The 25,249-nt window shown below is 60.2% G+C and carries 25 protein-coding genes; 6 read left to right on the top strand and 19 right to left on the bottom strand.

All coding sequences use genetic code 11. The annotated features are described in order from the left end of the window. Positions 1 to 44 precede the first annotated feature (44 nt). Positions 45 to 233, bottom strand: coding sequence for a hypothetical protein (locus tag AC1UK9_RS05705; RefSeq protein WP_482579674.1), 189 nt, complete (start codon positions 231 to 233; stop codon positions 45 to 47). Between the two features lie 211 nt (positions 234 to 444). Continuing rightward, positions 445 to 630: a hypothetical protein gene (locus AC1UK9_RS05700; protein ID WP_025112205.1), complete on the bottom strand. Its 186-nt coding sequence runs from the start codon at positions 628 to 630 to the stop codon at positions 445 to 447. A 394-nt stretch (positions 631 to 1,024) separates the two neighbouring features. On the opposite strand from AC1UK9_RS05700, the gene AC1UK9_RS05695 reads away from it, so the two are divergent. Further along, entirely contained in the window at positions 1,025 to 2,653 is a 1,629-nt protein-coding gene (locus AC1UK9_RS05695) for a glucan biosynthesis protein D (protein WP_025112204.1), read from the top strand. Between the two features lie 159 nt (positions 2,654 to 2,812). Here AC1UK9_RS05695 and AC1UK9_RS05690 read toward each other — a convergent pair whose 3' ends face one another. The 4 genes from AC1UK9_RS05690 to AC1UK9_RS05675 all read right to left on the bottom strand — a co-directional run bounded on the left by AC1UK9_RS05690 (position 2,813) and on the right by AC1UK9_RS05675 (position 7,112). Beyond that, positions 2,813 to 3,346, bottom strand: coding sequence for a GNAT family N-acetyltransferase (locus tag AC1UK9_RS05690; protein ID WP_482579673.1), 534 nt, complete (start codon positions 3,344 to 3,346; stop codon positions 2,813 to 2,815). Between the two features lie 84 nt (positions 3,347 to 3,430). Continuing rightward, positions 3,431 to 4,537 (bottom strand): NADH:flavin oxidoreductase/NADH oxidase, encoded by a 1,107-nt coding sequence (locus AC1UK9_RS05685; protein ID WP_482579672.1) that lies wholly within the window; start codon positions 4,535 to 4,537, stop codon positions 3,431 to 3,433. 268 nt (positions 4,538 to 4,805) lie between these two features. Continuing rightward, entirely contained in the window at positions 4,806 to 6,515 is a 1,710-nt protein-coding gene (gene recJ / locus AC1UK9_RS05680; RefSeq protein WP_025112201.1) for a single-stranded-DNA-specific exonuclease RecJ, read from the bottom strand. A 54-nt stretch (positions 6,516 to 6,569) separates the two neighbouring features. Further along, positions 6,570 to 7,112: a YaeQ family protein gene (locus tag AC1UK9_RS05675; RefSeq protein ID WP_025112200.1), complete on the bottom strand. Its 543-nt coding sequence runs from the start codon at positions 7,110 to 7,112 to the stop codon at positions 6,570 to 6,572. Between the two features lie 146 nt (positions 7,113 to 7,258). Here AC1UK9_RS05675 and AC1UK9_RS05670 point away from each other — a divergent pair, with 146 nt between their 5' ends. Together AC1UK9_RS05670 and AC1UK9_RS05665 are read left to right on the top strand one after the other, a co-directional pair. Further along, on the top strand, positions 7,259 to 8,458 hold the full coding sequence (locus AC1UK9_RS05670; RefSeq protein ID WP_025112199.1) for a CaiB/BaiF CoA transferase family protein: 1,200 nt from the start codon (positions 7,259 to 7,261) through the stop codon (positions 8,456 to 8,458). Continuing rightward, positions 8,412 to 9,365 carry a TIGR02285 family protein gene (locus tag AC1UK9_RS05665; RefSeq protein WP_473014571.1) on the top strand — a complete coding sequence of 318 codons (954 nt, stop codon included), beginning with the start codon at positions 8,412 to 8,414 and terminating at the stop codon, positions 9,363 to 9,365. Before AC1UK9_RS05670 ends, AC1UK9_RS05665 begins: the two co-directional genes overlap by 47 nt. Positions 9,366 to 9,541: 176 nt before the next feature. Here AC1UK9_RS05665 and AC1UK9_RS05660 read toward each other — a convergent pair whose 3' ends face one another. The 7 genes from AC1UK9_RS05660 to xerD form a co-directional block, all read right to left on the bottom strand. Further along, positions 9,542 to 9,823: a DUF3509 domain-containing protein gene (locus tag AC1UK9_RS05660; RefSeq protein ID WP_473014570.1), complete on the bottom strand. Its 282-nt coding sequence runs from the start codon at positions 9,821 to 9,823 to the stop codon at positions 9,542 to 9,544. A 163-nt stretch (positions 9,824 to 9,986) separates the two neighbouring features. After that, on the bottom strand, positions 9,987 to 10,394 hold the full coding sequence (locus AC1UK9_RS05655; protein ID WP_025112196.1) for a response regulator: 408 nt from the start codon (positions 10,392 to 10,394) through the stop codon (positions 9,987 to 9,989). A gap of 117 nt (positions 10,395 to 10,511) precedes the next feature. Further along, complete coding sequence (locus tag AC1UK9_RS05650) at positions 10,512 to 11,885, bottom strand: transporter substrate-binding domain-containing protein (protein ID WP_473014569.1); 1,374 nt, start codon at positions 11,883 to 11,885, stop codon at positions 10,512 to 10,514. A gap of 119 nt (positions 11,886 to 12,004) precedes the next feature. After that, on the bottom strand, positions 12,005 to 13,414 hold the full coding sequence (gene thrC, locus AC1UK9_RS05645; protein ID WP_482579671.1) for a threonine synthase: 1,410 nt from the start codon (positions 13,412 to 13,414) through the stop codon (positions 12,005 to 12,007). A gap of 103 nt (positions 13,415 to 13,517) precedes the next feature. Next, a complete protein-coding gene (locus AC1UK9_RS05640) occupies positions 13,518 to 14,822 on the bottom strand; it encodes a homoserine dehydrogenase (protein WP_102357600.1) in 1,305 nt (434 codons plus the stop codon). 130 nt (positions 14,823 to 14,952) lie between these two features. Further along, on the bottom strand, positions 14,953 to 15,684 hold the full coding sequence (dsbC, locus tag AC1UK9_RS05635) for a bifunctional protein-disulfide isomerase/oxidoreductase DsbC (RefSeq protein ID WP_007967782.1): 732 nt from the start codon (positions 15,682 to 15,684) through the stop codon (positions 14,953 to 14,955). Between the two features lie 253 nt (positions 15,685 to 15,937). Further along, positions 15,938 to 16,834 carry a site-specific tyrosine recombinase XerD gene (gene xerD / locus AC1UK9_RS05630; RefSeq protein WP_025112192.1) on the bottom strand — a complete coding sequence of 299 codons (897 nt, stop codon included), beginning with the start codon at positions 16,832 to 16,834 and terminating at the stop codon, positions 15,938 to 15,940. 108 nt (positions 16,835 to 16,942) lie between these two features. Between xerD and AC1UK9_RS05625 the strand changes: the two genes are divergently transcribed. Beyond that, positions 16,943 to 18,751 (top strand): cation:proton antiporter, encoded by a 1,809-nt coding sequence (locus tag AC1UK9_RS05625; protein ID WP_473014566.1) that lies wholly within the window; start codon positions 16,943 to 16,945, stop codon positions 18,749 to 18,751. A gap of 105 nt (positions 18,752 to 18,856) precedes the next feature. Here AC1UK9_RS05625 and AC1UK9_RS05620 read toward each other — a convergent pair whose 3' ends face one another. The 6 genes from AC1UK9_RS05620 to ffh form a co-directional block, all read right to left on the bottom strand. Further along, positions 18,857 to 19,270 carry an acyl-CoA thioesterase gene (locus tag AC1UK9_RS05620; RefSeq protein ID WP_025112190.1) on the bottom strand — a complete coding sequence of 138 codons (414 nt, stop codon included), beginning with the start codon at positions 19,268 to 19,270 and terminating at the stop codon, positions 18,857 to 18,859. 148 nt (positions 19,271 to 19,418) lie between these two features. After that, positions 19,419 to 19,769 carry a 50S ribosomal protein L19 gene (gene rplS, locus AC1UK9_RS05615; RefSeq protein ID WP_003175895.1) on the bottom strand — a complete coding sequence of 117 codons (351 nt, stop codon included), beginning with the start codon at positions 19,767 to 19,769 and terminating at the stop codon, positions 19,419 to 19,421. Positions 19,770 to 19,814: 45 nt separating this feature from the next. Continuing rightward, positions 19,815 to 20,567 (bottom strand): tRNA (guanosine(37)-N1)-methyltransferase TrmD, encoded by a 753-nt coding sequence (gene trmD, locus AC1UK9_RS05610; protein WP_025112189.1) that lies wholly within the window; start codon positions 20,565 to 20,567, stop codon positions 19,815 to 19,817. Positions 20,568 to 20,570: 3 nt separating this feature from the next. Further along, a complete protein-coding gene (gene rimM, locus AC1UK9_RS05605; RefSeq protein ID WP_003221979.1) occupies positions 20,571 to 21,107 on the bottom strand; it encodes a ribosome maturation factor RimM in 537 nt (178 codons plus the stop codon). 5 nt (positions 21,108 to 21,112) lie between these two features. Then, positions 21,113 to 21,364: a 30S ribosomal protein S16 gene (rpsP, locus tag AC1UK9_RS05600; RefSeq protein ID WP_003185073.1), complete on the bottom strand. Its 252-nt coding sequence runs from the start codon at positions 21,362 to 21,364 to the stop codon at positions 21,113 to 21,115. A 251-nt stretch (positions 21,365 to 21,615) separates the two neighbouring features. Next, positions 21,616 to 22,992 carry a signal recognition particle protein gene (gene ffh, locus AC1UK9_RS05595; RefSeq protein WP_025112188.1) on the bottom strand — a complete coding sequence of 459 codons (1,377 nt, stop codon included), beginning with the start codon at positions 22,990 to 22,992 and terminating at the stop codon, positions 21,616 to 21,618. A 195-nt stretch (positions 22,993 to 23,187) separates the two neighbouring features. Between ffh and AC1UK9_RS05590 the strand changes: the two genes are divergently transcribed. After that, on the top strand, positions 23,188 to 24,000 hold the full coding sequence (locus AC1UK9_RS05590) for a cytochrome C assembly family protein (RefSeq protein ID WP_025112187.1): 813 nt from the start codon (positions 23,188 to 23,190) through the stop codon (positions 23,998 to 24,000). Positions 24,001 to 24,012: 12 nt separating this feature from the next. Further along, a complete protein-coding gene (locus tag AC1UK9_RS05585; RefSeq protein ID WP_473014564.1) occupies positions 24,013 to 25,245 on the top strand; it encodes an HlyC/CorC family transporter in 1,233 nt (410 codons plus the stop codon). Positions 25,246 to 25,249 lie beyond the last annotated feature (4 nt).

Genomic DNA, 25,249 nt, shown 5'->3' with positions numbered 1-25,249 from the left:
GGCACTGACCAGGTGCCGGGGTTCAGGAAAGCGAGAACAAAACATCAAAAAGAAAGCTCTGCCTGATCGTGCTTCAACAAGGAAATACGGTCGAACAGTTTGATTTTTTCGTTGGCTTTTTGCTTGGCGTGATCGGACATGAAAGTAATCAACTCTTCGAGCTGATTGACGTCTCCGACCACTTTGAATTCCTTTTCCTTGTTGACGTGGAGTCGACTGTTCTGGCGGGCCACTGCCCAAGGTTATTCCGCGGCGTTGAACCGCTGCAGAACACCGTGGTTCTGGATCGTTCGAGGCTCAACAGGTACTCGTGAATGGAAGTATCGGCGCCACCTGCATCACCCACCACCACTTCAAAATCCCCATCGCCGATGCCGACGCAGGCAATTTGATTGATCTGGCCACCGTAAAAGCCATGGGGTTTTCACCGTACCTCCGCCAGCGCTAGAACCGCGAAACACTGCGCATCGCATCCACCAGATAGCGCATCGCAATCCGGTCGCTCTCCGACAACTCGCGATAGCGCTCTACCAGTTTCAATTCCTCGGAGCTCAATCGACGCCTTCTGCGTCCGATGCTCAGGCAGGGAAAGATGCCGAGCATTTCGGTGATGTCTTGTACTTTTGCCATGGACGATGTCCTTCTCTAATACGTCAAAGAACTGCTTGATCACCACATCGCCCTGCCCCTTACAGCAGCGCCGTGTGCCCTGCCGGTCGGGCCGGCCATGCCCATAGAACAGGAAGTTAATCGGTGCTGAAAAGCTGTTTTTAGAGTAATTAGTCGAGAAAAGCAGATATGCCCTGTAAATCAGAAAGGCTTGTCAGATATTTAACCGACATGTCTTGTTTCATTGACACACTGGCGCGGTGAATCAACGAATTTTGCAACGCGAGCGAACCGTTTAAGCTAGCGGGCATCTGTTTATAGTCCGTTGCGTTTGGCCGAAGGCTTGTCCGAACCGTTATTTCTGATCCAGCACGTGCCAGGAAAGGCGCGGGATTGCTCACGACAGGTTGTATTTATGCACCGCAGGAATTTGCTCAAAGCGTCGATGGCCATTGCGGCTTATACCGGTCTCTCGGCTTCCGGCCTGCTGGCCGCCCGTGCCTGGGCGGCCAACGGCGGTGCCGCCGATGGCGAGGCCCAGGCTTTCGACTTCGAAGCGCTCAAGCGCCAGGCCAAGCAATTGGCCGGCTCGGCCTATCAGGACACTAAACAGGTGCTGCCGCCAACACTGGCGACCATGACCCCGCAGAACTTCAACGCGATCCGCTACGACGCCGATCATTCGTTGTGGAAAGAGAACAAGGGTCAGCTGGACGTGCAGTTCTTCCACGTCGGCATGGGTTTCCGTCAGCCGGTGCGCATGTACAGCGTCGATCCCAAGACCCGTACCGCCCGCGAAGTGCATTTTCGCCCGACGCTGTTCAACTACGAGAACACCTCGGTCGACACCCAGCAGCTCAAGGGCGACCTGGGCTTTGCCGGTTTCAAACTGTTCAAGGCCCCGGAGCTGGATCGCCATGACGTGGTGTCGTTCCTCGGCGCCAGTTATTTCCGCGCGGTGGACGCCACTGGCCAATATGGCCTCTCGGCCCGTGGCCTGGCCGTCGACACCTACGCGAAGAAGCGCGAAGAATTCCCTGACTTCACCAAGTTCTGGTTCGAAACCCCGGAGCAGAACGCCACGCGTTTTGTGGTCTACGCCCTACTCGATTCGCCGAGCGCCACTGGTGCGTATCGCTTCGACATCGATTGCCAGGCCGAGCGCGTGGTAATGGAGATCGACGCCCACATCAACGCACGTACCGCCATTGAACAACTGGGCATCGCACCGATGACCAGCATGTTCAGCTGCGGCACCCACGAACGCCGCATGTGCGACACCATTCACCCGCAGATCCACGACTCCGATCGCCTGGCGATGTGGCGCGGCAACGGCGAGTGGATCTGCCGACCGTTGAACAACCCGGCGACCCTGCAATTCAACGCGTTTGCCGATACCGATCCGAAAGGCTTCGGTCTGGTGCAGACCGACCACGAATTCGCCAACTATCAGGACACCGTCGACTGGTACAGCAAGCGCCCGAGCCTGTGGGTCGAACCGACCACCGCGTGGGGTGAAGGCTCTATCGATCTGCTGGAAATCCCTACCACCGGCGAGACTCTCGACAACATCGTTGCGTTCTGGACGCCGAAGAAACCGGTGGCGGCCGGTGATTCGCTGAATTACGGCTACAAGCTCTACTGGAGCGCCCTGCCGCCAGTCGGCACGCCGCTGGCGCGGGTGCATGCGACACGCTCTGGCATGGGTGGATTCGTCGAAGGCTGGGCACCGGGCGAGCATTACCCGCCGGTCTGGGCCCGTCGTTTCGCCGTGGACTTCACCGGTGGCGGCCTGGATCGCCTGCCGCAAGGCACCGGGATCGAGCCCGTGGTGACGTGCTCCAACGGCAAGGTGCAGGATTTCAGCGTGCTGGTGCTGGATGACATCAAGGGGTACCGGATCCTGTTCGACTGGTATCCGACCAATGACAGTGTTGAGCCGGTCGAACTGCGGTTGTTCATCCGCACCAATGACCGCACGTTGAGCGAGACCTGGTTGTACCAGTACTTCCCGCCGGCGCCGGACAAGCGCAAGTATCCTTGATGATTTGAGGCGCCTGCGCGGGCCTCTTCGCGAGTAAGCCCGCTCCCACTGTGGATCTGGGTCGATCACACAGTTTGTGACCGGTACAGAGCCACAGTGGGAGCGGGCTTGCTCGCGAAAGCGCCAGCACATTCACCCTCGGAAATTGAAGGTACTGCGTCAGTTCAGCGGGCAATACAGATGAATGTCTTTGGGCTCCTGATCAAACAACTCGGGATCCGCCTGATCAACCAACCGGCAGCCCTGGCGCTGATAGAACTCCACAGTATTGCGCGACTCGGTGGCTGAGACATACAACGCCTCGGCACCGAATCGCCGCCCCTGCTCACAGGCCAGCGCAAACAACTTCGCCCCCAGACCCTGCCCACGGCAGTCGCGGCTGATGTGCAGGAATTTCAACTGCCGCATGCTCAGTCTCTGATTGTGGATAACCCGGCTGTCCACAACCACCGCCGCGACCAGCGCCTGCCCATCGAAAGCCCCATACAACCAACCACCTCGCCGCAAGCACTCCTCCAGCGTCCGTGCGTTTTCTTCGGCTTCGCCCTCGGGCCAGCCGCGCATGTCGAAATGCGCCGGGTAAAGCACCAGCACGCCGTTTTCCAGGCGATAGCAGTGCTCCACCAGCTCGCTGCGGTCGATCTGCGCCAGCAACGGCAAGTCGTGTTCGGTCAGTTCCCGTTCGATCAACATGCTCGACTTCCTTGGCAAATGGCAGGCCAGAAAAAACCCGCCGGTTCAATGGCGGGTTTTTATAAACGTTACTCAGGCCTGGAATCAATCACGCAGATCGGATTCGTGAATCGGCTGATCACGATGGGTCGCACGCTGGTATTGCGCCGGCCACACCGCTTTGCGCCCACCCAGATCATCGTCGGCGTGCAACGGCCAGTACGGGTCACGCAGCAGCTCGCGGGCGAGGAAGATGATGTCGGCCTGGCAGGTGCGCAGAATGTGCTCGGCCTGCGCCGGTTCGGTAATCATGCCCACGGTGCCAGTGGCGATGCCTGACTCCTTGCGCACCCGTTCGGCGAAGCGCGTTTGATAACCCGGCCCGACCGGTATTTCGGCGTTGGCGGCGGTGCCACCGGACGAGACGTCAATCAGATCCACCCCCAGCGCCTTGAGACGGCGTGCCAGTTCCACGGTTTCATCCGGGTTCCAGCCGTCCTCAACCCAGTCGGTGGCCGATACGCGCACGAACACCGGCAACTCTTCCGGCCATACCTCGCGAACGGCCTCGGTGACTTGCAGCACCAGCCGAATGCGGTTTTCGAACGAACCACCGTATTGATCGCGGCGCTGATTGCTCAGCGGCGAAAGAAACTGATGCAGCAGATAACCGTGGGCGGCATGCACCTCGACCACACTGAAACCTGCAGTCAGCGCGCGCTTGGCAGAGGCGACGAAGGCTTGAATGACCTCGCCGATCTGCGCTTCATCGAGTTGTTTCGGTTGTGTGTGTTGCGGGTCGAAGGCGATGGGCGATGGCCCGACCGGGGTCCAGCCGCCATCGTCCAGTTTGACGCTGCCATGCTTGCCGAGCCACGGCCGATGGGTGCTGGCCTTGCGCCCGGCGTGGGCCAGTTGAATGCCGGCGACTGCGCCTTGGGCGGTGATGAAACGGGTGATGCGTTGCAGCGGTTCAATCTGTTCATCGTTCCACAAACCGAGGTCTTCGGCAGTGATCCGCCCGTCGGCGGTGACCGCCGTGGCCTCGGTGAAGACCAGGCCGGCGCCGCCCACCGCGCGGCTACCCAGGTGCACCAGATGCCAGTCGTTGGCCAGACCGTCGACGCTGGAATACTGGCACATCGGCGACACGGCGATGCGGTTGGGCAGGGTCAGTTGGCGAAGGGTAAAGGGTTCGAGCAGCAGACTCATGGGGCACCTCTCAAATCAGTGGGCAGGCTCCAGGGTTCTGTTTGAAAAGTCGACGAGTGACAGGAAAAGGTGCAGCACCCGCCCCCGCGGGCAAAACATTCGACAAGACGTCACAAGGCCAATCAAGCAGTGCTTAGAGCCTAGTCGACAACTGGGGATGAGGCAGGGTTCAGAGTGATTCTGTGTGTGAAAGACCGCCTTCGCGAGCAGGCTCGCTCCCACAAGGGCAACACCGTACCGGAGGGAGCGAACATGCTCGCGAATGGGGTCAACGCGGTTCGATGTGGGCAATCATCAATTGCACCGTCTCGTTGCCACGAAATTCGTTGACGTCGAGCTTGTAGGCCAGCTCGACCCATTGAATCGTCGGGTTCGGCCAGACATCACGGTCAATACCAAACGCAATGCCATCCAGCTTCACCGAACCGCACTCGCTTTTCAGCACCACTTTCAGGTGCCGCTCGCCGACCACCCGCTGCTCGACCAACTGAAACACACCATGGAACAGCGGCTCCGGAAAGTGCTGGCCCCAAGGTCCGGCGTGACGCAGGGCGCGGGCCAGTTCGAGGTGGAATTCCTCCACCGCCAGCGTGCCATCCGACAGCATGCGCCCGGTCAGGTCTTCTTCGCGAAGTTGCCGGCGCACCTCGGCGTCGAATGCCTCGGCGAACAGCGCAAAATTCTCCTGCGGCAAGGTCAGGCCGGCGGCCATCGCGTGCCCCCCGTATTTGGCGATCAGGTTCGGATGCTGCGCGGCCACCACGCTCAGGGCATCGCGAATGTGGAAGCCCTGCACCGAACGCCCCGAGCCCTTGAGCAGGCCGTCACCGGCGTCAGCGAAGGCAATGGTCGGGCGAAAATAACGCTCTTTCATCCGCGAGGCGAGAATGCCGATGACGCCCTGATGCCACTCGGGATCGAACAGGCACAGGCCGAACGGCATCGATTCCACCGGCAAGTCCTTGAGCTGGGCCAGCGCTTCACGCTGCATGCCCTGCTCGATGGATTTGCGGTCCTGGTTCATGCCGTCCAGTTGCGCGGCCATTTCCCGCGCCAGGTTGGCGTCGGCGGTCAGCAGGCATTCGATCCCCAGGCTCATGTCGTCGAGGCGTCCCGCCGCGTTCAGGCGCGGGCCGACGATGAATCCCAAGTCGGTGGACGTGATGCGCGCTGCGTCACGCTTGGCGACGTCGAGAATCGCCTTGATCCCCGGCCGTGCGCGCCCGGCGCGAATCCGCTCGAGGCCCTGATGCACCAGAATCCGGTTGTTGGCGTCCAGCGGCACCACGTCGGCGACGCTGCCCAGCGCCACCAGATCAAGCAGTTCGCCGATGTTCGGCTGCGGCTTGCTCTCGTACCAGCCGAGGCTGCGCAGGCGCGCGCGCAAGGCCATCAACACGTAGAAAATCACCCCGACCCCGGCCAGTGCCTTGCTCGGAAACTCGCAGCCAGGCTGGTTCGGGTTGACCAGCGCATCGGCCAGCGGCAGTTCATCACCGGGCAAGTGGTGGTCGGTGATCAATACCTTGAGCCCAGCCTTTTTCGCCGCTGCCACACCTTCGACGCTGGAGATGCCGTTGTCGACGGTGATCAGCAACTGAGGCTCACGGGTCAGCGCGACTTCGACGATTTCCGGCGTCAGGCCATAGCCGTATTCGAAGCGGTTCGGCACCAGATAATCCACATGCGCCGCGCCCAGCAGACGCAAGCCGAGCACGCCGACGGTACTGGCCGTCGCACCGTCGGCGTCGAAGTCGCCGACGATCAGAATGCGTTGGCGCTGCTCCAGCGCCGTCACCAACAGCTCCACTGCCGCATCGATGCCCTTGAGCTGCTGGAACGGAATCAGCCGCGCCAGACTTTTATCCAGCTCCGCCTCGGACTGCACACCCCGTGCCGCGTACAAACGGGTCAGCAGAGGTGGCAGGTCACCGAGAAACGGCAGAGTGGCAGGCAACGGTCGAGGATCAATACGCATGGGGTAACGGAAACTTCTCTTGAATACGTGGGATTAATCAGTAGCGACGCCGGATCAGCCGCGCTCGCCTGCCAGCCATTCCAGTTGGACTTCGTGCTGACCACGGTCGTCGGTGACGAAGATCGTGCCTTCGCTGATCATCACGTCCCACTTGATGACGCGTGGCATGTCCTTGGCCAGGGTTTCCAGCACTTCTTGCGGCACGGCGGCGATGTTGACGTTTTTCAGGTTCTTGGCCACCGGTACGACTTTGCCTTCCCACACACGCAGGCTGCCGTAGGCCAGCAGGCTGGTGCGCTCGGTGCGACGCGAGCACCAGGTCAGACGATCGGCGTCCGGCTGGCCGACTTCGATCCAGTGCAGGACACGGTCATCCAGGCTCTTTTCCCACAGCGCAGGTTCATCCACGTCCGACAGACCACGGCCAAACGACAGCAACTCGTTGTACCAGAGGGCGTAGGCCAGCAGCCGCACGGTCATGCGCTCTTCGGTTTCCGAAGGGTGACGGGCGATGGTCTGCTTGACGCTCTCGTAGACGTTGCGGTCGAGGTCAGTGAGGTTCAGTTCGAATTTGTAGGTGGTAGACGGCTGGGCCATGAACGGGCTTCTTGATACGAGGAAAGTCGGCAAGTCTAACCGATGCGGTAGGCAATCATCGAATTGATGGCGATCAACCTGCGGCGTCTGACGGCCGGCTATGTTAAAACGCTGTATCCGCTCAGCCTTGTCCTACAGGATTCAGTATGCCGTTCGCCAACAAACCGCTCAGCGGTGTGAAAGTCATTGAATTGGGTACGTTGATTGCCGGGCCGTTTGCCTCGCGCATTTGCGGCGAGTTCGGCGCCGAAGTGATCAAGATCGAATCGCCGGACGGCGGCGACCCACTGCGCAAGTGGCGCAAGTTATATGAAGGCACCTCGTTGTGGTGGTTCGTTCAGGCGCGCAACAAAAAATCGCTGACACTGAACCTCAAACACCCCGAAGGCCTGGCAATCCTGAAAAAACTGCTTGGTGAAGCCGACATCCTGATCGAGAACTTTCGCCCCGGGGTGCTGGAGAAACTCGGGCTGAGCTGGGAAACCCTGCACGCGCTGAATCCGAAACTGGTAATGGTGCGCCTCTCGGGCTTCGGCCAGACCGGGCCGATGAAGGATCAACCGGGCTTCGGCGCGGTCGGCGAATCCATGGGCGGTTTGCGCTACATCACCGGTTTCGAAGACCGACCACCGGTGCGCACCGGGATTTCCATCGGTGACTCGATTGCGGCGCTGTGGGGCGTGATCGGTGCGCTGATGGCGCTGCGTCATCGCGAAGTCAATGGCGGGGTCGGCCAAGTCGTCGATGTGGCGCTGTACGAGGCGATTTTCGCCATGATGGAAAGCATGGTCCCGGAGTTCGACGTGTTCGGTTTCATCCGTGAGCGCACCGGCAATATCATGCCGGGCATCACGCCGTCATCAATCCACACCAGCGCCGATGGCAAGCATGTGCAGATCGGTGCCAATGGCGACGCGATCTTCAAGCGCTTCATGCTGATCATCGGCCGCGAGGATCTGGCCAATGACCCGACGCTGGCGAGCAACGACGGGCGTGATACCCGGCGTGACGAGTTGTATGGGGTGATCGACCGCTGGGTCAATTCGCTGCCGCTGCAAAGCGTGCTCGACCTGCTCAATCAGGCAGAGGTGCCGGCCAGCCGGATCTTCAGCGCCGAGGACATGTTCAGCGATCCGCAATACCTGGCGCGCGAGATGTTCCTGCAGGCCAAACTGCCAGACGGCAAGCCTTTCAAGATGCCGGGCATCGTGCCGAAACTCTCTGAGACACCGGGCAGTTCCGAATGGGTCGGGCCTCAGCTCGGTGAACACAATGCGCAGGTACTCCACGATCTTGGCTATGACGAACAGCAGATCGCCCGCTTGCGCGCAGACGGAGCCATTTAAGCTGAACCATCGGCAGACATCGAACGCCAACCGCGCCCACCACTGGTGGACGTGGCGGCTGTTCGGCCTGTTGTTTCTGCTGGCCCTCCCCGCCTGGGCCCAGGCCAAACCGACACTGATCTGGTTAATGCGCGATCTGCCGCCCCTGACCATCTTCGAAGGCCCGAAAAAGGGTCAGGGCGTGATCGATCAATTGCTGCCGATGCTGATCGCCGGCATGCCGCAATACGAACACACACTGATGCGGGTCAACCGCGCCCGCGGCATGCAGATGCTGCACGAGCCGTCTTTCACCTGTGATCCGTCGCTGATCTGGAGCAAGGAGCGTACCCAATGGATCGCTTTCTCCATTCCGGCATTTCGCGCCGTCAGCAATGGCCTGGTGGTCCGTCAGAAAGATCGGGAAGTGCTGGAACCTTATGTGGTCGACGGTGAAGTCGATCTGGCGGCGTTTTTGGCCAAAGCCGAACAAAAGGTCGGGGTCGTGGCCGAGCGCAGTTACGGTGAGTTTCTCGATGCTCTGTTGAAACAAGCACCCGACGGTGCGCTAACCCCCCATTACGGCAACGATGCACTCGGCAGCCTGCTATCGATGCAGCGCCTGGGCCGCCTTCAAGTGGTATTGGGTTATTGGCCGGAGATCCGCTACCAGGCCCATCAGGCGCAAATTGCCGAGGATGAACTGGTGTTCTATCCGATCCAGGGCACGGGCAAATACCTCTCGGGATATGTCGGCTGCTCCGATACGCCCCAGGGCCGGCAGGCCATCACCGAAATCAATCAACTGCTGCGCACACTGCCCCACGAGCACCTGAACGAGCTCTACGCCGACTGGCTGGATCCGGGCATGCGCAGCGATTATCTCGAACAGGCGCGTATGTTTTTCGAGCAACAGACCGCGCAGTAAAAACCTGCGGGCAAAAAGAAACCCCGAGAAGTGGGGAGACGACTCGGGGTTAAACGTGGTCTACATAAAGACCCGTAGCAGCAAGCGACAAGCACCGGAGCACAATGCTTGATCCTGCTGTTATGGGGTCTGACTGACGGGGATGCAGGAAGGTTCCCACAAAAAATATTTCATCTTTACAGGGCCGCGCGCTTATCCAGCGCTGCATTGCGCAAGGCCGCGATGACACAGGGTTCCAGTCGCCCTTCGGCGATCAGGACGTCGCGATGCAAACCGTCGACCACATCTGTCAGCAGGCGTTTGTCGGTCAACTGTGCCTGATTGAATTCGCGCTCCACCACGAGGGCGCCGTTGCTGTTCCTCAAGGTCACCAGGCATTCGCCGTGGGCACCACGAGGGGTCAACGTCACCTGATACGGGCTCAGAGCCTCACCGAGCAATAGACTGATACTTTCCATCTCGATCTCCACTCAATAGTCCGAAAACATTGTGCCTGGGGCGTGTTCACAATAAATGACCACCGGCCCGAGAAGAAAGTTCTGAATACCGGGCTCCTCCCTGAGCGTTTACCGGTCTTTCAGAGCATGCACGCTGAAGATGACAGAAAAATATCGGCGCTGTTCAGGCGCTGACCGGCGCACGTGTGGCAGCCAGATAGGCGTCCAGCTGGCCTCTCATCAGGACCGCCGAGACCGGCGTATGCAGGCGCCCCAGCAGCATGGGCTCGCGTGCCTGCAACAGGCGTTCGAGATCGGCGAGCAGACCCGCCGCCACCGGTCCCAATAGAATCAACCCACGTGCCTCACGTTGTGCCGACAGATGGTGGATCAGTGCCATGCCGTCGCCGCCCTTGAGCTGCGGATCGCAGATCGCAATATCCACGGTGCCGCGATGGCCCAGGGAAACCAACGCTGAAGACAGCGTCGGCGCGGTCAGCACGTCGTAGATGCCGATGGCGTTGAGCATCTGATGCAATGCCATCAGCTGGAACGGATTGGGTTCAAGAATCAGGACTTTTAGCGAGCGCATCGGCGACCTCGGAAACAGCAGTGGCGGACTCTTGCCGCAGGGTCCGTTCACTCTAGGGGAGCCGTCCTCGGCATCCCATCGGAAAAGGCGCCGCGTCCTATAGGACATTTCCCATCTTCAGTGCGGACATCGGCAACCGCATTCCGTACGGCGCTGGCTGATGTCGGTCCAGCCACCGAGCAGGCCACGCAATTGGCCGTCGGCGCAGTAAAACGGCACGGTCCATTGATAAATCGCCTTGGGACCACTCTTGAACGCCAATTGGCGTTTGCTGAAACGGGCCTTGCGCGTGTGCATCTGCACCATGAACTCGTCGTGCAGCATCCGGGCAGTGGCGTCGGGCAGCGCATCGACTTCGAACAGCATTCGGCCCTGCACTTGCTCGAGCCGGATTGAAAGCGCCTCCTCATAGCTGCGATTGCACATCACCAGCCGGCCTTGCAGGTCGCGAACGAAGACCGGATCGGGCATCGCATCGATCAACGCATGCTGAAAGGCCAATTGGTCACCCAAGTGTTTTTCCGCTTCGCAGCGTTGCCGGATGACCGCCGCCAGCCGCCGATTCCACACCAATGACAGCAGCCCGAAGCCCCCTAACCCACCCATGCCCCAGCAGCACCAGTCGACAATCTCGTCCCACAGCGTAAGCGGCGCCGGCGGCGATACACCGCCCAGCCACTTCACCCGGATGGCGCGCAACTCTGTGGCGGGAAAGGCGCCCAACGCCTTGTTGAGGATACTCTCCAGTTCGGGCAAGCCCTTGCGGATGGCCAGGTGATCGGCCTCCCAGCGCCCGTCCACCAACCCGCCGACCTTGAGCAGCCCGGAAGGGTACAACTGCGCACCGATTTCATTTTCGATGGTGGCGTAGGCCTCACCGCTTTCGACCAGCGCCCGCGCTTCGGCATACGTCTTGACCGAAAGAATCTCGATTGACGGATATTGGCGCCGCACAGCCTCCTCCAGCGCATGCCTGGCGGGCAATACCAGCACCCGCTTCACCAGTTGTTCGAGCGACTGGATGGCCGGTTCGTCCTTGCGACCGACGAACACCCAGCCTGCACCGCCAAAGGCGTGACTGAAGTCGAGGAAGGTTTTGCGCTCATCGTTCATGGCCAGGGTGGTACTCAGATCCGCCACCCCGGTTTGCAGGCGCTCCAGCATCTGATCAGTGGAAAACGATTCCTCGTGCACAAACTGCAAACCGGTCATGGCACTGATGCGCTTGAGCACATCGATGTTCAAGCCAGCCCAGTGCCCGTGTTCGTCCTGAAACAGGTACAAGGGGTACTGCACCGAAGCGACCGTCACGCGGGGGTTGTCACGTATCCAGCGCCGCTCCCGATCGTCCAGCTCAATCTGCTCGATCTTCTGTGCCTGCACCTGTTCGTGCAGCACCATTTGCGCCGCCATCCCGCCGCGGACGAATCCACTCAGGCACAACAACAGTAGCCAACCCAGGGCCGGTTTTATTGCGCGTTCATACAGCATTGCCACTTCCTTCGTGATCGACTCACCCGTCCTTCATGGGCGAAAACCCGAGCAGTGTGGCAGCAGAAACAAAAAAGCCCGTCAGGAGACGGGCTTCAAAATGTGACAGCTTTTTCGGCTTACAACGGCTTGCCGCGGTTGCCATGCTGGCTGACAAAGGCCTGTACGGCTTTCAGCTCGTTTGGCAGAACGGTGCAGCGCTCGTTTCGCTCAAACAAATCAGAAAGATGTGCAGGTAGTTCGAGAGCTTTTCCTACACCGGCTTTCTCCACGGCATCCGGGAATTTCACCGGATGCGCCGTGCCCAGGATCACCATCGGGATGTCCAGGCTGCGACGGCATTCGCGGGCAGCGCGCACACCGATGGCGGTGTGCGGGTCGAGCACTTCGCCGCACTGCTCGTAGACTTCGGCAATGGTTTCGCAGGTTTGCGCGTCGTCGACGGCCAGCGAGTCGAACAGTTTGCGTGCTTCGGTCCAGCGCTCTTGCTCGACACTGAAACCACCGCCCTGCTTGAACGAGTCCATCAGCCCGGCAATCGCCGCACCGTTGCGCCCGTGCAGGTCGAACAGCAGGCGTTCGAAGTTCGACGAGACCATGATGTCCATCGACGGCGACAGCGTGGCGTGCAGGGTTTCCTTGACGTACTGGTTGCCGCTCATGAAGCGGTGCAGGATGTCGTTGCGGTTGGTGGCGACGATCAACTGGTTGATCGGCAGGCCCATGTTGCGCGCCAGGTAACCGGCGAAGATGTCGCCGAAGTTGCCGGTTGGCACCGAGAACGATACCGAACGCGCCGGCCCACCCAACTGCAGGGCTGCGTGGAAGTAGTAGACGATCTGGGCCATGATCCGCGCCCAGTTGATCGAGTTCACCGCCACCAGACGCGTGCCCTTGAGGAAGCTCTGATCAGCGAAGCTTGCCTTGACCATTTCCTGGCAGTCATCGAAGTTACCTTCGATGGCGATGTTGTGGATGTTCTCACCCAAAATCGTGGTCATTTGGCGACGCTGCACCTCGGACACACGGTTGTGTGGGTGCAGGATGAAGATGTCGACGTTTTCGCAGTGCTTGCAGCCTTCGATGGCAGCCGAACCGGTGTCACCGGAGGTGGCACCGACGATGACCACGCGCTCGCCGCGCTTTTCCAGCACGTAATCGAGCAGACGACCGAGCAGTTGCAGCGCGAAGTCCTTGAACGCCAGGGTCGGGCCGTGGAACAGCTCCATGACCCATTCGTTGCCGTTGAGCTGACGCAACGGGGCAACGGCGCTGTGCGAGAACACACCGTAGGTTTCTTCGAGGATCTTTTTGAAATCGGCGTCAGGAATGCTGCCGGTGACAAACGGGCGCATGACGCGGAAAGCCAGCTCGTGATACGGCAGGCCGGCCCAGGAAGCGATTTCTTCCTGGGTGAAACGTGGCAGGTTTTCCGGGACGTACAGACCGCCGTCGGTCGCAAGACCAGCCAGCAGGACGTCTTCGAAATTCAGGGCCGGTGCCTGGCCGCGGGTACTGATATAACGCATGTTTTCAAACCTTCGGTTTGAGCTGCGAGCTTCAAGCTTCAAGCTGCAAGCTGAGTGTCACTGGCCTCTAGCTTGCCGCTTGCCGCTCGTAGCTTGCCGCTGCTTAGTTAAGGTGTTCGACGCGGATCCGCACAACCGGACCGTTGACGCCGGCCAACGCTTCCAGGGCGGCAATCGCATCGTTCATGTGCTGTTCCAGCACGCGATGGGTCAGCAGGATCATCGGCACCAGACCGTCGTGCTCTTCGACTTCCTTCTGCATGATCGACTCGATGTTGATGCCGCGCTCCGAGAGGATGCTCGCCACCTGAGCCAGTACGCCAGGATGGTCCTTGGCCTGAATGCGCAGGTAGTAGGCGCTTTCGCAGGCTTCGATCGGCAGGATCGGATGCGCCGACAGCGAGTCTGGCTGGAAGGCCAGGTGCGGCACGCGGTTTTCCGGATCGGACGTCATCGCGCGAACCACGTCCACTAGGTCGGCGATCACCGACGAAGCGGTCGGCTCCATGCCGGCGCCGGCGCCGTAGAACAGGGTCGAACCGGCAGCGTCACCGTTGACCATCACGGCGTTCATCACGCCGTTGACGTTGGCGATCAGACGATCAGCCGGGATCAGCGTCGGGTGTACGCGCAGCTCGATACCGGCAGCGGTGCTGCGAGCCACACCAAGATGCTTGATGCGATAGCCCAGCGCTTCGGCGTAGTTCACGTCAGCGGTGGTCAGCTTGGTGATGCCTTCGGTGTAAGCCTTGTCGAATTGCAGCGGAATGCCGAACGCGATCGAAGCCAGGATCGTCAGCTTGTGCGCCGCGTCGATGCCTTCGACGTCGAAGGTCGGATCGGCTTCGGCGTAGCCCAGCGCTTGCGCTTCAGCCAGCACGTCTTCGAAGGTACGACCCTTCTCGCGCATTTCGGTGAGGATGAAGTTACCGGTACCGTTGATGATCCCGGCGACCCAGTTGATGCGGTTGGCGGACAGGCCTTCACGGATCGCCTTGATCACCGGGATGCCACCGGCCACAGCCGCTTCGAATGCCACGATCACGCCTTTCTCGCGTGCCTTGGCGAAAATCTCATTACCGTGAACGGCGATCAGTGCCTTGTTCGCGGTGACCACATGCTTGCCATTCTCGATGGCCTTGAGTACCAGCTCTCGGGCAACGGTGTAGCCGCCCATCAGCTCTATGACGATGTCGATCTCAGGGTTCGTGGCCACTTCGAAGACATCGTTGGTAATCGCAATACCGGTCGTCTGGAACTGAGGCTTTGGCGTGCGCATGGCAATTTGTGCCACTTCGATCCCACGCCCGGCACGACGAGCAATTTCCTCGGCGTTGCGCTGAAGTACGTTGAAGGTACCGCCACCGACGGTCCCTAACCCACAGATGCCTACTTTGACCGGATTCACTGTGAACTCCCCATGAAACGGCCGACGCAAGGTCGGCCGGAAAACAACCGCGTGCTCGCGGCTCTCTATTAATGGCCCGGCGGAGTTACCGTCGGACCATGATCGTCAAGGCTGACCGTGACGATGCGAATTACTTGGCGCCCAGCGCCAGTTTGGCGACTTGTGGCGCCGGCTGGTAGCCCGGAATGACTTGTCCGTCGGCCAAAACGATGGCCGGTGTGCCATTCACGCCGATCGACTGACCAAGGGCGAACTGCTTGGAAACCGGATTCGCGCACTTGGCGGCCTTGATTTCCTTGCCATCGACCATCTTGTCCATGGCGGCTTTCTTGTCGGTCGAGCACCACACGGCTTGCAGTTGCTCGTCACCCGGCGAGCCCAGGCCCTGGCGCGGGAACGCAACATAACGTACTTCGATGCCGCGCTTGTTCAGCTCAGGCACTTCGGCGTGCAGCTTGTGGCAGTACGGGCAGGTGGTGTCGGTGAACACGGTGATGTGCGATTTGGTCTCGCCCACGGCCGGGTACACCACGGTTTCGGCCACCGGAATGGCGTTGATCAGTTTGGAAATGCCCAGGCGTTCGGTCTTCTCGGTCAGGTTGACCGGTTTACCGTCCTTGAGCTGGAACAGGTAGCCCTGAACGATGTACTGGCCGTCGGCGCTGGCGTACAGCACGCGGCTGCCCTTGAGCTTGACTTCATACATGCCCGGCAACGGGCTGGCGCTGATGCTTTCTACCGGAACCTCGAGTTCGAGTTTTTCCAGGCTTTGACGAATGGCTTTGTCGGCCGCGTCATCGGCGACGGCAAAGGTGCTGACCAACGCAATGGCTGCGGCGGCGAAAATCTGGGTCAGACGCATGAGAACTCCTGAAGGCGGACAAATGAAACGGTCAGAACGCCCGTGCCGGAACACCGGGTCATAACCGTCCATCGTGCAAACCGGCAAAGCCTAACACATAAGGCCCGCAGGGCCGAATGCGCCTGTCGCCAGAGATCGTGGGCGATACAACCCTTGTGGGAACGGGCTTGCTCGCGGAGGCGTCCTGGCAGGCAACAAATGCTTCGCCTGTGAGGGCCTCTTCGCGAGCAAGCCCGCTCCCACAGGTTTTTCATCAGCCTCTGGGGTGGTGTCTGGCGTGCAGCTCTTGCAGGCGGGCGCGGGCGACGTGGGTGTAGATCTGCGTGGTCGAGAGGTCACTGTGCCCCAGCAGCATTTGCACCACGCGCAGGTCGGCGCCATGGTTGAGCAGGTGCGTGGCAAACGCATGGCGCAGGGTGTGCGGCGACAGCGACTTGCCGATCCCGGCCACCTTGGCCTGATGCTTGATGCGGTGCCAGAAGGTCTGGCGGGTCATCTGTTCGCCGCGCTGACTGGGAAACAGCACATCGCTCGGACGCCCACCGAGCAGCTCGCTGCGGCCATCGCGCATGTAGCGCTCGACCCAGACAATCGCTTCCTCGCCCATCGGCACCAGCCGCTCCTTGCTGCCCTTGCCCATCACCCGCAGCACGCCCTGACGCAGGTTGACCTGCTCCAGGGTCAGGCTCACCAGTTCGGTCACCCGCAGGCCACAGGCGTACAAAACTTCAAGCATGGCGCGATCGCGCTGGCCGATGGCTTCGCTCAGGTCCGGCGCCTTGAGCAGCGCCTCGACGTCGGCCTCCGAAAGAGACTTGGGCAGCGGCCGCCCCAGTTGCGGCATGTCGACGCGCAACGTCGGGTCGACACTGATCATTTTTTCCCGCAGCAGATAACGATAGAAGCCACGCACACCGGAGAGAAATCGGGCGGTGGAACGTGGCTTGTAGTTCTGCTCCAGGCGCCAGGCCAGATGATCGAGGATCAACTCGCGACCGGCATTGATCAGCTCCAGGTTGTTTTCCTGCAGCCAGCCGTTGAACAGCGCCAAGTCGCTGCGGTAGGCACCGCGGGTGTTGTCGGACAGGCCTTTTTCCAGCCACAGGGCGTCGAGGAATTGATCAATCAGCGGATGGTCGATGGCAGGCATGGGCGCTCAAGACACGCAGCCTCAGGGACTGCGCGCAAATGTAGAGTGAACTGTAGGAATGGACGCTAGTCTTTCATAGCCCGCAATTTCAAGGAACAGGGAGCATCAATGAACGAGCAGCAAATTCTATTGGCATTTGGCGGGATTGGCGTCGCTGCGCTGGGTTGCCAATGGCTGGCGTGGCGTTTGAAGCTGCCGGCGATTCTATTTCTGCTGCTGACCGGGATTCTCGCCGGCCCGGTGCTGGGCTGGCTCGATCCGCAGGAAATGTTCGGCCCGCTGCTGATGCCGTTGGTGTCGCTGGCGGTGGCGTTGATTCTGTTCGAGGGCAGCCTGACCCTGCATCTGTCTGAATGGAAGGAGATTGGTAGCGTCGTCCATCGCTTGGTGACCCTCGGTGCGATTTCGACCTGGGTTGTCATCGCGGTGGCGACTCACTTTCTACTGGGTTTCGACTGGATGCTGGCCATTCTTTTCGGCAGCCTGACGCTGGTGACCGGCCCGACAGTGATCGTGCCAATGCTGCGCGTGGTGCGGCCAAAAGCTTCGATCGCCAACATTTTGCGCTGGGAGGGCATCGTCATTGACCCGATCGGCGCTCTGCTCGCCGTTGTGGTTTACAGCTTCATTATCGCCAGCGCCGAAGGCCATGGACTCAAGCAGAGTCTGTTTACGTTCGGCGGCGTGATTCTGTGCGGCGCGCTGTTCGGCATTGTCGGTGGCTGGCTGCTTGGCACGGTGATACGTCGGCAATGGCTGCCGGAATACCTGCACAACCTCGCCTCGCTGGCAGCGGTGCTGGGGATTTTCATTGCTGCCAACGAGGTGATGCACGAGTCCGGCCTGCTGGCGGTGACGCTGATGGGCATGTGGCTGGCCAACATGAAGGGCGTGGATGTGCGGCACATTCTGCACTTCAAGGAAAACCTCAGCGTGCTGCTGATTTCCGGGCTGTTCATTCTGCTGGCGGCGCGTCTGGACTTGCACGCCCTGATCGGGCTGGGGCCGCTGGTACTGATTCTGTTGCTGGTCATTCAATTGATCGCGCGACCGCTGAATGTGCTGCTCAGCACCGCCGGCTCCAGCCTCAGTTGGCGTGAGCGTGCTTTGCTGTGCTGGATCGCGCCACGCGGAATCGTGGCGGCGGCGGTGTCGGCGATTTTCGCGATTCGCCTGCATGAGGCCGGGCATGAAGGCGCCCTGCTGCTGGTGCCGCTGACGTTTGCGGTGATCATCGGCACCGTGGTTCTGCAGAGCGCCACGGCACGACCACTGGCACGGCTGCTGAAGGTTGCCGAGCCGGCGCCAAGCGGTTTCCTGATCGTCGGCGCGAACGCTCCGGCGCGAGCGCTGGGCAAGTCACTGCAGCAACTGGGCAGCCGGGTGCTGCTGACCGATTCGAGCTGGGAAAATATTCGAGCGGCGCGCATGGAAGGCTTGCCGACGTATTTTGGCAACCCGGCCTCGCAACATGCCGATGCGCATCTGGATCTGGTCGGGCTGGGGCATTTGCTGGCGCTGTCGCCGTCGGGCGAACTCAATACCTTGGCGGCCATGCGCTTTCGTCATGACTTCGGCCATCAACGCTTGTTTGGCCTGGCCAGCGGCCATGAAAGCCGACGCAGTGACAAGCACCGCGCCAGCCTTGAGCATCGCGGCAATCAGTTGGGCAGCGAAGCATTTACCTACGCGAAGCTGGCGAGCCAGATGGGCCAGGGTGCCGAGTTGTACAGCACAACACTAACCGACGGCTTCGGCTGGGATGACTACCGTGCGCTGCATGGCAATCGCGCGACGTTACTGTTCATGCGTGATGACAGTGGCTGGGTGCATGTGGTGACGCCGGAGACTGCTTTGAAACCTGGGCCGGGGTGGACGTTGCTGGCGTTGATTCAGCCTGAGAGCAGCGGCGCCTGAGCTGACGCTTTCGCGAGCAAGCCCACTCCCACAGGTTCTTTTTTGTGATCGACATGAACCCTGTGGGAGCGAGCCTGCTCGCGAAGGCCGCGGCTCGGTTTTGGATCAGGCCGCAAAACCCGGCAACACCGGCACCGGCCGCTTGTCATCATCAATCGCCACAAAACTGAACTGCCCGTGGATCGCCTTCTCGCGCCCATCGCAACTCATGCTTTCGACAAACACTTCCACCTCGACCTTGAGGCTGGTATTGCCGACCTTGATCACCCGCCCTACCAGCTCGACGATGGAGCCGGCCGGGATCGCGTGATTGAAGTCGATGCGGTCGGTGGACACCGTCACCAGCGGCAAGCGGCAGAAGCGGGTGGCGGTAATGAACGACACTTCATCCATCCACGCCAGCGCGGTGCCGCCGAACAGGGTGTTGTGGTGGTTGGTGGTCGGCGGAAAGACCGCTTTGGTCACGCGGGTCACCGAGAGCTCGGTGCGGCGTTCGATTTCCTGGTCACGGATAGACATGTGAGCTGACTCGTAAAAAGTAGACTGCACATCGAAAACAAGATCAAAAGATCACAGCCTTCGGCAGCTCCTACAGGATGGGGGCAGTTTATTGCGGGCAACAAAAAAGCAGCCCGTAGGCTGCTTTTTTCTGCATCGGAAGCTGGACTTAAGCCAGTTTTTCCTTGATGCGAGCTGCTTTACCCGACAGGTCGCGCAGGTAGTACAGCTTGGCTTTACGTACGTCACCGCGACGTTTAACAGCCATGCTGTCGATCTGCGGGGAGTAGGTCTGGAAAGTACGTTCTACGCCAACACCGTTGGAGATTTTACGAACGGTGAACGCACTGTTCACGCCGCGGTTACGCTTGGCGATTACAACGCCTTCGAACGCTTGCAGACGGGAACGATCGCCTTCCTTCACTTTCACCTGAACGACAATGGTGTCGCCCGGGGCAAAGGTAGGGATTTCTTTGGTCATCTGCTCTGCTTCGAGTGCAAGGATGATTTTGTTGGTCATGCTGTGCTCCTAAGGTAAATCAACTGATTTACCATCGATACGTTGTTAACTATCGTCCCGCTCGCGGATGTATTCCTCGAGCAGCTTCTTCTCTTCTCCAGAAAGCGAGCGGCTTTCCAGAAGATCGGCGCGTCGTTCATAGGTCCTGATAAGGGACTGCTGTAAACGCCATCGCCGGATATGCGCGTGGTTGCCACTCAGCAACACGTCGGGTACACGCTGATCCGCATACACCTCAGGTCGGGTGTAATGCGGGCAATCCAGCAGACCATCCGTAAAGGAATCTTCCTCGGCGGAGTCCGCATGCCCTAAAGCTCCAGGCAGCAGTCGTGTAACCGCATCGATCATGACCATGGCCGGCAGCTCGCCGCCAGACAGTACATAGTCACCAATCGACCACTCTTCATCGACATGAGCCTCAATAAAACGCTCGTCAATGCCTTCATAGCGGCCGGCAATCAGGATCAATGCATCCGATTGTGCCAACTCGCGTACCGCCGACTGAGTCAGTTGACGGCCTTGGGGGGACAGGTAAATCACCTTCGCCGCCTCCCCGGCTGCTGCCTTGGCCTGAACCAGAGCATCTTCCAGGGGCTTGATCTTCATCACCATGCCCGGACCACCGCCAAACGGGCGATCGTCCACAGTGTGATGCCGATCCGTCGTGTAATCCCGCGGGTTCCAACAGGTCAGCTGTAATAGCCCCTGTTTGACCGCTCGACTGGTAATACCGTATTCACTGATGGCCGAGAACATCTCGGGGAACAACGTTATGACGTCTACGCGCAGGCTGGCCATTGCTTAGAAGTCCGCGTCCCATTCCACCCGCATCACGCCTGCATCCAGGTCGATTGCCAGCACGCATTGCTCTGTGTAGGGCAACAACCGCTCGCGATCATCCAGGCTGCCCGCGCAGGGCTTGACCACCAATACATCGTTCGCGCCGGTCTCCAACAGGTGATCAACCTTGCCGAACAATTGCTCGTCCTGGTTGATGACGCTCAGACCCTGCAACTGGTACCAGTAGTACTCGTCGCCTGTCAGGTTGGGCAAAAGGCTTCGCGAGATGCAAATCTCATAACCGCTCAGAAGACGGGCTTCATCGCGATCGTCGAGGCCTTTGAGCTTGGCAACCAGATCCTTTTGAGTGGATCGGCCGCTGACCAGCTCGACCTGTTTCACCACGCCTTCGCGCCGAAGCGTCCAGTTGCGGTAGTCCAACAGGTTTTCAATCGGATCGGTAAAGGAAAAGACCTTCACCTCGCCGCGAACGCCGTGAACCGAAAAAATCTTGCCGACAACGATCAGGTCATCAGCTTTTTCTGGCGTCGCGCTCATACTGCTCAGGCTGCAGCCTTGGCAGATTCCTTCAGCAACTGAGCAACACGCTCAGAAGGCTGTGCACCAACGCTCAGCCAGTAGGCTACGCGCTCTTGGTTCACGGACAGACGGATTTCCTGACCACGGGCAACAGGGTTGAAGAAACCAACCTGTTCTTTGTGGGAGCCGTCACGCGGGTTACGCGAGTCGGTTACGGTCAGGTGGTAAAACGGGCGCTTTTTGGAGCCGCCAAGGGCAAGACGGATTGTTAGCATGTGAACATCGTTCCTGTAGTCGGTGCTGCAAATCTAAATGCACAGCGGGCATGGGTGCCCGAAAGGCCGCATATTCTAAGGAATATCCGGACTTTTGCAAATGACTTTTTCCGGCGCCTATGGCATGCCGTGCGGATTTGCATATAGAGCCGTCGATGAAAACGGCCAGTCAGCTCCCGCCGAGTGCGGGTTTGCTGTTGATCCCGCGTCCTTGCGGGGTCTGCGCCGGTGCGACGACCGGCGCAAATTCTTTACATCTTGGGCATGCCGCCGCCGGGCAACATACCGCCCATGCCGCGCATCATTTTCGCCATACCGCCCTTGGCGGAGAATTTCTTCATCATCTTCTGCATCTGCTTGTGTTGCTTGATCAAGCGGCCGATGTCCTGCACCTGGGTGCCGGAACCCATGGCGATCCGGCGCTTGCGCGAACCGCTGATCAGCTCAGGGTCGCGGCGCTCGGCCGGAGTCATGGAGTTGATGATGGCTTCCATCTGTTTGAACTGCTTCTCTGCAGCGTTCTGGGCGTTGCCCATTTGCGACAGGTTGACGCCGCCGATGCTCGGCAGTTTGTCCATGAGGCCGCCGAGGCCGCCCATGTTCTTCATTTGTTGCAGCTGATCGCGGAAGTCTTCGAGATCGAAGCCCTTGCCCTTCTTCAGCTTCTTGGCCAGTTTGTCGGCCTTGTCCTTGTCGAGGGTCGCTTCGGCCTGTTCGATCAGGCTGAGCACGTCGCCCATGCCGAGGATTCGCGAAGCGATACGCTCAGGATGGAACGGATCGAGCGCTTCGCTCTTCTCGCCCATACCGATGAACTTGATCGGCTTGCCGGTGATTGCACGTACCGACAACGCGGCACCGCCACGGGCGTCGCCGTCGACCTTGGTCAGGATCACACCGGTCAGTGGCAGCGCATCGCCAAAGGCCTTGGCCGTGTTGGCGGCGTCCTGACCGGTCATGGCATCGACCACGAACAGGGTTTCAACAGGATTGATCGCGGCATGCAGCGCCTTGATCTCGCCCATCATTTCTTCGTCGATGTGCAGACGACCGGCGGTATCGACGATGACCACGTCGATGAATTTCAGCCTGGCTTCTTTAATAGCTGCGGTGGCGATGTCGACCGGCTTCTGGCTCAGGTCGGACGGGAAGAACGTCACGCCGATGTCGTTGGCCAGGGTTTCCAGCTGTTTAATAGCCGCAGGACGGTAAACGTCCGCCGACACAACCATGACCGACTTCTTCTTGCGCTCTTTAAGGAAGCGCGCCAGCTTGCCGGCAGTGGTGGTTTTACCGGCACCCTGCAGACCGGCCATCAGAATGACTGCCGGCGGCACAGCGCTCAGGTTCAAATCTTCGTTGGCCGCGCCCATCAGGCTTTCGAGTTCGGCCTGGACGATCTTCACGAACGCTTGGCCCGGCGTCAGGCTGCGCGACACCTCGGTGCCGACAGCGCGCTCCTTGACCGAATTGACGAAGTCCTTGACCACCGGCAGGGCGACGTCAGCTTCGAGCAACGCCATGCGCACTTCGCGCAGGGTGTCTTTGATATTGTCTTCAGTCAGCTTCGCCTTGCCGGTGACATGGCGCAGCGTCTGCGAGAGACGGTCGGTTAAGTTTTCAAACATTGCGCGATCCTTTCAGGCCCTGTGTAGACCGGGATAATGGCGGCCCAGACCGGAATCAACTTGTGCTCGGCGAGCCTGCGGCGTGGGCAGGTCGCGGATTATAGCGAAGACTGCGTCGGGCGGACACCTCGCACTTTCGTGGTATGACGGTTCTATGCCAAACTCAGCGCCTTTCGGGCTTGCCTAACAGGATTTATGCTCCCCTTGTCACCCAGTTTGCTAACCACTCTCGCCGCCGCGCTTCTTTATGCCGCTGCGACCCTTTATCAGGGCACCCGCCTGGCCTCCGGCGCCAAGGCGAACAAGCGCCTGCTGGTTACGCTCGGCATTCTTGCCGTGCTGGCCCACAGCGCCAGCCTGCTCACCCACCTGCTGACGCCGATCGGCCTGGGCCTGGACTTCTTCAGCGCCGCCAGCCTGATTGCCGCCGCCGTCATCGCCTTGACGTTGCTGGCCTGCTCACGGATCCCGGTGGAAAACCTGCTGGTGCTGCTGTTCCCACTGGGTGCGGCCACGGTGCTGCTGGCGCAGTTCGCGCCCGCCGGCACGGTGCAGATCATCGACGAAGAGCCGGGCATCCTCGCCCATATCCTGCTGTCGATCCTGGCCTACGGCATGTTCACCATCGCGGTGTTCCAGGCCTTGCTGTTGCTGGTGCAGGATCACCAGCTCAAGCACAAGCACCCGTCAGGCCTGATCAAGAACTTCCCGCCGCTGCAAACCATGGAAAGCCTGCTGTTCGGTTTCCTCTGGGCCGGCTGGACGCTGCTGTCGCTGTCGCTGATCTCCGGCTGGCTGTTCGTCGAAAACCTGTTCGCCCAGCATCTGGTGCACAAGACCCTGCTGGCATGCCTGGCCTGGGTCGTGTTCAGCGTGCTGTTGTGGGGCCGTAATCGCCTCGGCTGGCGTGGTCACAAGGCGATTCGCTGGACCCTCGCCGGTTTCTGCCTGCTGATGTTGGCGTACTTCGGCAGCAAACTGGTTCGTGAATACATCCTGCACATCTGACGGGCGGCATAAATGGACGGTTTGCCCATAGGGCCGATGCTCGCGGTTTTTGTCCTGCTGATTTTATGGTCAGGACTGTTTACCGCCGTCGAAATCGCGCAGCAGCACCTGCTCGCGCAACGCGCCGCCTCGCGCGCCAGCGATAAACCGCTGGCGAAGCTGAGCTTCCCGCTCGACAGCCTGATTCTGTGCAACACCCTGTGCCGCGCCCTCGCGGTAGTCATCGCCACGCTACTGGCGATCTTCCTTTGCGAAGAGAACGGCCCTTGGGCAGCCTGCCTCGGCGCCGCAGCCGTGTTGCTGGTGTTTGCCGATTATTTTCCGCGCACCGTGGCCCAGCGCTATCCGGACGCCGTGCTTTCGTTCGGCAATACCTTGCTGGCCATACCGCTGAAAATCCTTTACCCGCTGGCGTGGCTGCTGAGCAGCATCAGCGGTCTGCTGATGCGCCCCTTCGCCCGCAAGGCCCAAGTGGTGCAGCAGAGCGAAGACGAAGAGCCTGCCGACCGCCACGACGACCCGGAACACCCGTCCCGCGCGCACCCGGTTTCCGGGATCCACGCGCTGGACAACATCACGGTCAATGACATTCTGGTGCCGCGCAGCGATGTCGACGGCATCAACCTCGACGACTCGATCGAAGAGATCATCGAACAACTGCGCCACAACAAGCGCACGCGCCTGCCGGTGTTCCACAGTGATATCAATCAGGTCGAAGCGGTGCTCAACACTCGGCAAATCCGCCACCTGCTCAACGACGGCAACCTGACCCGCGAGGCGCTGCTGACCGCCAGCTACGAGCCGTACTTCGTGCCGGAAAGCACGCCACTGCAACTGCAACTGCTCAATTTCCACAAACAGCAGCGTCGTCTGGGCATGGTGGTGGACGAGTACGGCGAGGTGCTGGGCATCGTTACTCTGGAAGACATTCTCGAAGAAATCGTCGGCGAATTCGAAAGCGAGCACAGCCTCGACAACCCGCACATCCATCCACAGGCCGACGGGCGCATGGTGATCGACGGCACTGCGTCGATCCGCGAACTGAACAAATGCCTGGGTTGGCATTTGCCCAGCGACGGCCCGAAAACCCTCAACGGCCTGGTGACCGAAGCGCTGGAGAGCATTCCGGAAAGCGCGGTGTGCCTGAAGATCGGGCGCTACCGACTGGAGATTCTCGAAACCGAGGAGAACCGGGTGAGCAAGGTGTTGATCTGGCATACGAGCCTGGTGCCTGCCAAGGTTTAAACCT

The sequence above is a fragment of the Pseudomonas sp. AK-TSAG1-1 genome (genome assembly GCF_056821665.1).
This window is presented reverse-complemented; position numbering and strand designations above follow the sequence as displayed.